Origin of the sequence: Mesorhizobium sp. M0898, from assembly GCF_040319695.1 — a bacterium.
In the GTDB taxonomy this organism is placed as follows: domain Bacteria; phylum Pseudomonadota; class Alphaproteobacteria; order Rhizobiales; family Rhizobiaceae; genus Mesorhizobium.
This window is the reverse complement of sequence record NZ_JAMYOE010000017.1, coordinates 105,236-114,572: the sequence shown is the minus strand read 5'-3', so window position 1 is coordinate 114,572 and position 9,337 is coordinate 105,236. Positions and strand designations below refer to the sequence as shown.

Annotated in this window: 7 protein-coding genes; all 7 read right to left on the bottom strand. The window is 63.4% G+C overall.

Going from position 1 to position 9,337, the window contains the following annotated elements:
• Positions 1-299: 299 nt before the first annotated feature.
• Positions 300-1,973, bottom strand: a complete 1,674-nt coding sequence (gene recN / locus NKH90_RS18990) for a DNA repair protein RecN (protein ID WP_352820380.1) — start codon at positions 1,971-1,973, stop codon at positions 300-302.
• 13 nt (positions 1,974-1,986) lie between these two features.
• Entirely contained in the window at positions 1,987-2,856 is an 870-nt protein-coding gene (locus tag NKH90_RS18985) for an outer membrane protein assembly factor BamD (RefSeq protein ID WP_352820378.1), read from the bottom strand.
• Positions 2,857-3,060: 204 nt separating this feature from the next.
• Positions 3,061-4,008, bottom strand: a complete 948-nt coding sequence (lpxC, locus tag NKH90_RS18980) for a UDP-3-O-acyl-N-acetylglucosamine deacetylase (RefSeq protein ID WP_352501058.1) — start codon at positions 4,006-4,008, stop codon at positions 3,061-3,063.
• A 275-nt stretch (positions 4,009-4,283) separates the two neighbouring features.
• Positions 4,284-5,954 (bottom strand): cell division protein FtsZ, encoded by a 1,671-nt coding sequence (ftsZ, locus tag NKH90_RS18975; RefSeq protein ID WP_254818983.1) that lies wholly within the window; start codon positions 5,952-5,954, stop codon positions 4,284-4,286.
• Positions 5,955-6,022: 68 nt separating this feature from the next.
• On the bottom strand, positions 6,023-7,330 hold the full coding sequence (ftsA, locus tag NKH90_RS18970; protein WP_352820376.1) for a cell division protein FtsA: 1,308 nt from the start codon (positions 7,328-7,330) through the stop codon (positions 6,023-6,025).
• Complete coding sequence (locus NKH90_RS18965) at positions 7,327-8,268, bottom strand: cell division protein FtsQ/DivIB (protein WP_352820374.1); 942 nt, start codon at positions 8,266-8,268, stop codon at positions 7,327-7,329. The genes ftsA and NKH90_RS18965 overlap by 4 nt, the downstream gene beginning before the upstream one ends.
• A complete protein-coding gene (locus tag NKH90_RS18960) occupies positions 8,256-9,182 on the bottom strand; it encodes a D-alanine--D-alanine ligase (RefSeq protein ID WP_352471563.1) in 927 nt (308 codons plus the stop codon). The genes NKH90_RS18965 and NKH90_RS18960 overlap by 13 nt, the downstream gene beginning before the upstream one ends.
• Between the last annotated feature and the right edge of the window lie 155 nt (positions 9,183-9,337).

Below are 9,337 nucleotides of genomic sequence, written 5' to 3'. Positions count from 1 at the left end.
CTCGTTGAAACGATCGAGGCAACCGAATGCAACAACTACTTCGCAAACGCCGGCTACGCTTCCATCAAAACGTGAAAGGCTCTAGCTCGACCCGTCAAACGGTCAGCAATTCCACCGATCCGACCCTCGCCGCTGAGGGAGGGCGGCTACCCTCTCTCAGCGTTCCTTTCTGACCCATTCGGCAGCGAAAGTCATAAGACAAGCAATTCCAGGAAAAGTGTGAAACGGTTTTCCGTCCGGAACTGCGCAGAAACAAAGAGGTAGAGCGGTTCGGCGTTTCGGTGAAACGATGAACAGCTCTACGCTGCCGCGGTGTTCTCCCGCAGCAGCCGCTCGGCCGCCGCACGCGCCTCGTCGGTGATGGTGGCGCCGGCGAGCATGCGTGCGATCTCTTCCTGCCGTGCCGCCCGGTCCATCTCGGCGATGCCGGTCGAGACCCTGTCGGCACCGCCCGATTTGGAGATCAGGAAATGCGTCGCCGCGCGCGCCGCCACTTGCGGTGCATGCGTAACCGAAAGCACCTGCACGCGTTTTGCCAGCCGCGCCAGCCGCTGGCCGATGGCGTCGGCAACCGCGCCGCCGACGCCGGTGTCAATTTCGTCGAAGACCAAGGTCGGCGCCGACCCGCGATCAGCCAGCGCGACCTTCAACGCCAGCAGGAAGCGCGAAAGCTCGCCGCCGGAAGCGACCTTCATCATAGGGCCGGGCCTGGTGCCGGGATTGGTCCGCACCCAGAACTCGACCTGGTCGATGCCTTCTTCCATGCGGCTCTCGGCATCGCTTGCGATCTCGACGATGAACTCGGCGCGTTCGAGCTTCAGCGCCGGCAGTTCGGCCATCACCGCCTTGCTCAGCCCGACAGCCGCCGCATGGCGAAGCGACGACAGCTGGGCCGCTGCAATGTCATAGGCCTGGCGCGCCGCCGCAGCCTGTTTCTCCAGCGCCTGCAGGCGCTCTTCGCCGGCGTCGAGATCGGCAAGGTCGGCAGCCATGGTGTCACGCAATTGCGCCAGGTCATCGACGGCGACGCTGTGCTTGCGCGAGGCGGCACGCAGCGAAAACAGCCGCTCCTCAGCCTTCTCCAGCCGCTGCGGATCATATTCGGTGGCGCGAAGTGCTGCTTCGACGCCCGACTGCGCCGCGTCGAGCGACAGCATCGCCTCGTCGAGCGACTTGACGACATCCTCGAGCAGCCCGGGCGCTTCGGTGACCTTGCGCTGCAGCCGCCTGAGCAGGCTGGCCAGCTGCGGCAAGGGCGAGGACGGACCCGAGAGCACATCCTGCGCATCGTGGATTTCCGAGGCGATCTTTTCGGCACGCATCATCAAGGCGCGCAATTCGGCCAGCTCGGTCTCTTCGCCAGGTTGCGGATCGAGCCTGGTCAATTCGGCGACCGCTGCACGCAGATAATCGGCCTCACGGGCAGCTGCTTCGACTTTGGCCCGGTGCCGTGAAAATTCCTGCTCGCAGGTACGCCAATGCCGCCACGCCTCGCCGGTTGCCCGAGCAGCGCCGAGATGGCCGCCGAAACTGTCGAGCAACTCGCGATGGGCGCCGGGATCGACCAAAGCGCGCTCGTCATGCTGGCCGTGGATCTCGACCAGCGCACGGCCGATGTCGCGCATCAGCGTCACGCTGGACGGCTGGTCGTTGACGAACACGCGCGTGCGGCCGTCAGCCGTCTGGACGCGGCGCAGGATGATTTCGCCGTCGTCCTCGATGGCATTCTCGGCAAGCAACATGCGAGCCGCGTGGTTGCGCGGCACGTCGAACACGGCGATGATCTGGCCTTGTGCCGCGCCATGCCGCACCAGCGAAGCGTCGCCGCGGGCGCCAAGCGCCAGCGACAAGGCGTCGAGCAGGATGGATTTTCCGGCGCCGGTTTCGCCGGTAAGGACCGAAAGGCCGGACGAGAAGTCGATGTCCAGCTTCTCGATCAGAACGATATCGCGGATCGACAGTCTGGAGAGCATGGTGACGCGCCGCTCAGGCGCCGGTGATCAGCTTCCCGGCCTTGGAGATCCACGATCCGGCATTCTCGCGCGGCTCGAGCCCACCACTCTGCAGGAGCTTGTAGGAGTCCTTGTACCACTGGCTGTCGGGATAGTTGGTGCCGAGCACGGCCGCAGCGGTCTGGGCTTCCGACGTCAGCCCCATCGCATAGTAGCTCTCGGTCAGACGCGCCAGCGCTTCCTCGACATGACGTGTGTTGGAATAGTTCTCCACGACGTTGCGGAACCGTTTAACGGCCGCGATATATTCGCGGCGCTCGAGATAGTAGCGGCCGATCTGCATCTCCTTGCCGGCGAGCTGATCGTTGGCGAAGCGGATCTTCTCCTTGGCATCATCAACATATTCGGAAGTCGGCCAGCGCGTTACCAGATCCTGCATCGTCTGCGCGGCAAGACGCGCTTCCTTCTGGTCCTGGGTGACGTCCTTGATCTGGCGGTAGTAGCTCAGCCCGATAATATATTGGGCATAGGCCGCATCGTCGGTCGACGGGTAGAGGGTCAGGTAGCGCTTGGCCGAACCGATCGCCTCATCGTAATTGCCCTGACGGTAGTCGGCAAAGGCACCCATCACCATCGATTTGCGGGCGAATTCGGAATATGGATGCTGGCGGTCGACGGCATCGAACTTGCGGCTTGCCTCCTGCAGTCGCCCGGCATTCAGATTGGCGAGACCCTGATTGTAGAGCACGTCGGCCGGCTCGGTCTGATCGACATAGGTCGACAGATCGACGTCCTTCTCGGACGACATGCAGGCCGACAGAAACAGCGATGGAACGACCACCGAAAGCGCCAGGAAAACAGCCCGCCGCGGCGCCTTCGATTGACCAACTCGCTTGAAAAACATGTTTGGATTCCGCCCTTTCGGCGTCATTTCAGTCGACGGCAGCAGCCATAAACCATAATTGCCTTGCCCGGCAACGCTATCCCCGGCCAATCGCACATTTTTGTGGCGCTTTGGCGCTACCTGGAAAGCTGTGTAATTTGGCAGGCCGGTGATGCATCCATGCAACACAGCTTGACCGCAACGGGAGCCGCAAGACCTTAAGAATCAGATCATCCAGGGCGCATAGAGGGGTGCGTTGACGGCGCTCATCTCCGCGGTACGCCCGCGCTCGCGGCGCGTCGTCTCAACGATCTCGAAAGCCGAACGGTCGGACAAGAGACGGCGCAGCGCAGCTGCGTTCAGCCTGTGGCCGCCACGATAGGAGCGGAAGCAGCCGATGAACCGGGCACCGGCGAGCGCCAGGTCGCCCATCGCATCCATCGTCTTGTGGCGCGCGAACTCGTTGGGATAGCGCAGGCCTCCCATATTGATCACGCGGTTGTCGTCGCCGATCACCAGGGAGTTTTCCAACGAGGAGCCGAGCGCATAGCCGGCCGCCCACAGCCGCTCGACGTCCTTCATGAAACCGAAAGTGCGGGCCCGCGCGACGTCACGCCGGAAAATTTCGGCGTTCATGTCGGATGCAAAAAGCTGGCGCCCGATCGCCGGGCTTTCGAAATCGATCTCGATCTCGAAGCGCGTGCCGTCATAGGGCCGGAACTCCGCCCAGCAGGCGCCGTTCTCGATGCGAACCGGCTTGACCACCCTGATGTAGCGACGCTTGACCGGCAGCGTTTCGACGCCTGCCTGGTCAATGGCCTCGATGAACATCACTGCGCTACCGTCGAGGATAGGCACCTCATGGCCGTCGATTTCGATGACGAGATTGTCGATCCCAAGCCCGAAAAGCGTCGCCATCAGATGCTCGACCGTGGCAATGTGCTCGCCCTGCGGATCGCCGAGCATGGTGCAGAGGTCGGTGGCACCGACCTCGGAAACGAGCGCGCGAAATTCGTGGCTTCCGCTTGCATTCGAAAGCTGGAAGACGACACCCGTATCGGCGTCCGCCGGCAGGAAATGGACGGTGACCGGATTGCCACTGTGAACGCCGATGCCGGTCAGCGTCGCACGCGATTTAAGTGTCGTCTGATAGTCGTGCAAAACAATCCCCATAGCCCATGCTGCCTAGGTCCGCTTCTGCCCTGAGGGCGCGGCTCTTGATTGATCGGCAGGCAGGGCCACTTCCCCGAGACTCCCAGCAAACCGACTTTGGTCGGTGGCGAAGATAATGGTCCCGCGGGGAGACTCCAAATCACGGTTTCTTACTCTTTGTAACTGCGGTCCAGCGCGGGATTGCCCCATAAGTCCTTGTTTTACAATCACTTTAAGGTTAACAGGCGAACAGTTTCCTGCTCGCCTGTTAATAACTGTTACGAACCGTTAACAGATCAATTGGCCTGTCGGCGCAGGAAGGCGGGAATCTCCAACTGATCGTCTTCCTGGACAGCCCGGCTCTGCGGCGTCAGTCGGCCCTGCTCGTCCAGCTGGCCGCGGCGCGGCGCGTAAAGCTGCGGATCCTGGCTGGCAAGGCGGCGCACTTCCGCCGGCGCCTGGCGCAGTTTCGGTTCGCGCGGCTGCGCCGGCTGCAGCCTTGCAGGCTCCTCTTCGCGGCGGGTCAAGCCGTTGGTCAGGCGCTTGAGCAAGCCCATCGGGCCGCTGTTTTCGTGGTCGGCCGGGCGCGCCTTGGCCTCCACTTCGGCCTTCACCTGCGGCGGGAAATCCTCGACCCGCGGCATGCGCTGGGGTGCCGCGGCAACCGGCTGCGGCATTTCACGATGCGGAGCGGGCTGCATCGCTTGCTGAACCGCTGGCTGCATCATCGGCTGCGGCTGAGCCGGAGGCGCCTGGAAGATCTTGCTCTGCGGACGGAAGTCTTCCGCATGGGCGACCGGTGCCGGGCGGGCCTGCGCCATCGCTGCCGCATTCGCTTCGGCGAGCTGAATGGCCTCGGCGACCGGGTCGGCAGCACGTGGTTCATAGATTGGTTGCTGGACAGGCGCCGGGCGCATTTCCGTGACCTGGGCCGCCGGGCGGCTGACCGGCTTCGGCGGAGCCGCGCGGATGGCGATCGGCGCGGCAGCGATTTCGGCCGCCGATTTGTCGATGCCGGTGGCGACCACCGACACGCGGATGACGCCTTCGAGTTCCTCGTCGAAGGTGGCGCCCAGAATGATGTTGGCGTCCTGGTCGACCTCTTCGCGAATGCGGGTTGCAGCCTCATCGACTTCGAACAGGGTCAGGTCACGGCCGCCGGTGATCGAGATCAGCAGGCCCTTGGCGCCCTTCATCGAGGTCTCGTCGAGCAGCGGGTTGGCGATGGCGGCTTCCGCCGCGGCCATTGCGCGGCCCTCGCCCGAAGCCTCGCCGGTTCCCATCATCGCCTTGCCCATTTCGCGCATGACCGAGCGGACGTCGGCGAAGTCGAGATTGATCAGGCCTTCCTTGACCATCAGGTCGGTAATGCAGGCAACGCCCGAATAGAGCACCTGGTCGGCCATCGCGAAGGCATCGGCGAAGGTGGTCTTGTCATTGGCCAGCCGGAACAGGTTCTGGTTGGGAATGACGATCAGGGTATCGACGCATTTCTGCAGTTCCTCGATACCCATGTCGGCCGTCTTCATGCGGCGCTGGCCTTCGAAGTGGAACGGCTTGGTGACGACGCCGACGGTGAGGATACCCTTTTCGCGGGCAGCGCGGGCAACGACGGGAGCCGCCCCGGTGCCGGTGCCGCCGCCCATGCCGGCAGTGACGAAGCACATATGCGTGTTGGAGAGATGATCGATGATCTCGTCGATGCATTCCTCCGCCGCCGCGCGCCCGACTTCAGGCTGCGATCCGGCGCCGAGACCTTCGGTGACATGCGCGCCGAGCTGGATCAGCCGCTCGGCCTTCGACATCGTCAGTGCCTGCGCGTCGGTGTTGGCCACCACGAACTCGACGCCGCGCAAGCCGGCGGTGATCATGTTGTTGACGGCATTGCCGCCGCCGCCGCCGACACCGAACACGGTGATGCGCGGCTTGAGCTCGGTGATGTCCGGCTTCTGCAGATTGATGGTCATTGTCTTCGTCCTTTGCCTTTCCCGCCGCTTCGCCGCCGCGGCCGCCTATGGGGCTGTCCCCGTCAAAATTAAAAACTGTCTCTCAACCACTGACTCATTCGATGCAGTTTTCCGCCTGTTCCGGTCATCCGAAGACCGGAAATTCCCTTCGCCGGCCGGCTCTCGAAGCTCGCCATCTGTGGATAGATCAGAAGTCCGACCGGGGTCGAGAAAGCCGGCCCCTTGGCCGCCTCGGGCAAGCCTGCCACGCCAAGCGGGCGTCCGATGCGCACATTGCGGCCGAGAATGCGGCGTGCAGCTTCTGGCAGGCCGGCAAGCTGGCTGGCACCGCCGGTCAGCACCACGCGCTTGCCGACGGCGTTGCCGTAGCCGGATTTGTTCAGCCGGTCGCGCAACAATTCCAGCGTCTCGTCGATGCGGGCGCGGATGATGCGCGTCATCACCGAGCGCGGGATCTGCAACGGCACCTCGCCGTCCTCGCCGATCGGATGGATGGAAATCAGGTCGCGGTCGTCGGCACTGCCAGGCAGCGCCGAGCCATGCATCACTTTCAGCCTTTCGGCGGCATCGAGCGAGGTCGACAGGCCCTTGGCCATATCCAGCGTGACGTGGTTGCCGCCGATCGCGATGGCATCGCCATGGACGAACTTGCCTTCCGAAAACACCGAGATCGTCGTCGTGCCGCCGCCCATGTCGATGCAGGCCGCGCCCATTTCGAGCTCGTCGTCGACGAGCGCAGCAAGCCCACTGGCATAGGGCGTCGCCACCATGCGTTCAACCGACAGATGCGAGCGGTTGATGCAGAGCTCCAGATTACGCAAGGGCGCTGCGTCGCCTGTCAGCACGTGCATGTCGACGCCAAGCTGGTCGCCAACCATGCCGCGCGGATCGCGCACACCGCGCTCGGCATCCAGCGAAAAGGCTACGGGAAGCGAATGGATCACCTCGCGCTCGGCCCGCAACGCCTGCTTGGCGCCGGCGGCAAGCACGCGCTTGATGTCGGCCTCGTCGGCCTCATGGCCGCCGAGATTGATGGTGGCCGAAAAAGCCTCGCTCTTCAGCCGGCCGGCAGTCATGTTGACGATCAGCGAATCGACCGTCAGTCCCGCCATGCGTTCGGCGGCGTCGACGGCAAGACGGATGGCGTGCTCGGCACGGTCGAGATCGATGACGACGCCGGATTTCACGCCTTGCGATTTCTGGTGGCCGATGCCGATCACCTGGACGCGATGCGAGCGTCCGCGCAGCAGCTTGCCATCCTCGCGCGGCTTGAGTTTGGCCACCACGCAGCAGACCTTGCTGGACCCGACATCCAGCACCGTCAGGATGCCGGACCGGCGCGACGAGGCATCGCTATTGCCGCCAAGCCAGCTCATATCTTCGTCTCCGGCTTGCGCTTCAGCATCTTGGGCTTTTCGTCGAGCGCGGCTTGGCGCTGTGTCGCCGCTTCCGGCGTCAACTGGACGACCAGACGATCGGAAAGGCGCATGTCGACGGCGGCGATGTCGCGCGTCAAAAGCCCGTTCTCGTGATCCATCCTGACCAGGTCGGCAATCGCCTGGTCCTCACCGTCTTCGGGAAGCTTGATCGTGATGCCGTTTTCAAGCTTGAGATCCCAGCGCCGTTCGCCGATGCGGATATAGCCCTTGATCCGCGCGGCGAGCTCCGGATAATTCTTGATCTTGGCCAGGAAATCCGGCGCTTTGGCCGGTGCGCCGGTGCCGATAATCAGCGGCAGCAATATCTGCTTGCCGCCGGAGAACGGCGCAATGACGGTGCCGGATTTCTCGATGACCGAAAGCGCGCTGCCTTGCTGCCACAACGCGAACGGCTCGCGCTCCTCGACGCGCACTTCCAGCGTATGCGGGTAGACCTTGCGCACTGCGGCCGCTTCGACCCAGGGCAGCGTGGTGATGCGTTCGCGCGCGGCTTCGGCATCGAAGCCGATCAGCGAGGTCCAGCCGTCGAGTTCCAGCCTGTCGAGAATATCGATCTCGGACGTTTCGCGGTTGCCGACGACCTTGACCTGGTCGACGGCAAAGCCGGTGCGGGCGGTGACACTCTGGACGATGGCGTCGGAATATCCGCCGAGATAGGCGCCATAGGCACTGCTCGAAACAAGCAGTGCCGCCGACAGCATGGCAGCGCAATAGGGCGGCGTTTCGAAGTCGCCTTCGCCGAGGCGCGCCAGCACGCGCACCGGCCGGCGGAGCAGGCGCGGCAGCACGAAATGGTAGAATGACAACGGCATGCCGAACAGCGCCGGCCCGGCCGCGCCCTTCCCCTTGCCCTGTCCCCACTTCAACGCAGACACGAAGCGTCCTCCACCATCCAACTCAACAAATCGCCGAACGAGTGTCCCGCTTGCGCGGCGATTTCCGGCACCAAAGACGTCGGCGTCATGCCCGGCTGGGTGTTGACCTCGAGCCAGACAATTTCGCCGTTTTCGGAGTGACGATCGTCATAACGGAAGTCCGACCGGGAAACGCCCCGGCAGCCGATAGCTTGGTGAGCCTTGAGCGTCAGTGTCTGTATTTTTTGGTAAATATTCGGTGAAAGTTTTGCCGGGCATTCGTGTTTTGATCCTCCCGCGACGTATTTTGAATCATAGTCGTAGAAGGAATGGCCGGTCGGGATGATCTCGCAGACACCGAGCGCCACATCGCCCATCACCGCGCAGGTCAATTCCCGCCCGTGAACATAACGCTCGACCATCACCGTATCGCCATATCTCCACTCGGACGAGCCGATGATCTGCGGCGGATGCGACTGGCCTTCATGGACGATGACGACACCGAAGCTCGACCCTTCGTTGACCGGCTTGACGACGTAGGGCGGCTTCATCGGGTGCTTGTTCTGGATGGCGAAGCGATTGGCCACCTTCGATTCCGCCACCGGAATGCCTCCCGCCTTGGCGACCTTCTTGGCCTGTTCCTTGTTCATCGCGAGCGCCGAGGCAAGCACGCCGGAATGGGTGTACGGAATGGCGAGGTACTCGAGGATACCCTGGATGGTGCCGTCCTCGCCGAAGGGGCCGTGCAGCGCATTGAAGACGACGTCAGGCTTGAGCGCGCTGAGCACCGAGCCGATATCGCGCGAGACGTCGACGCGGGTGACCTGGTAGCCCTCTCCCTCGAGCGCATCGGCGCAGGCCTTACCCGACGACAGGGACACGGGCCGCTCGGACGAGAATCCCCCCAGAAGGACGGCCACATGCTTGCTTGTCATTCCCCGTCATTTCCTCTCACAGCAGGCCTGCACCATCGCGCATGCCCCGAAAAGCATCGCGCGCGCTCAAATGCGCCGAGCAACTTCGCTCCCGTGTTTCCGCAACATTGAGTCCGAGTCTCCCGGCAGGTTGCCCCCCAGACGGAAACGCGAGT

Bases quoted from the DNA above. Each gene is read 5' to 3' on its own strand.
- lpxC (WP_352501058.1), bottom strand. From the start codon at position 4,008: ATGGGGATTGTTTTGCACGACTATCAGACGACACTTAAATCGCGTGCG.
- NKH90_RS18960 (WP_352471563.1), bottom strand. From the start codon at position 9,182: ATGACAAGCAAGCATGTGGCCGTCCTTCTGGGGGGATTCTCGTCCGAG.
- ftsZ (WP_254818983.1), bottom strand. From the start codon at position 5,954: ATGACCATCAATCTGCAGAAGCCGGACATCACCGAGCTCAAGCCGCGC.
- recN (WP_352820380.1), bottom strand. From the start codon at position 1,973: ATGCTCTCCAGACTGTCGATCCGCGATATCGTTCTGATCGAGAAGCTG.
- NKH90_RS18985 (WP_352820378.1), bottom strand. From the start codon at position 2,856: ATGTTTTTCAAGCGAGTTGGTCAATCGAAGGCGCCGCGGCGGGCTGTT.
- ftsA (WP_352820376.1), bottom strand. From the start codon at position 7,330: ATGAGCTGGCTTGGCGGCAATAGCGATGCCTCGTCGCGCCGGTCCGGC.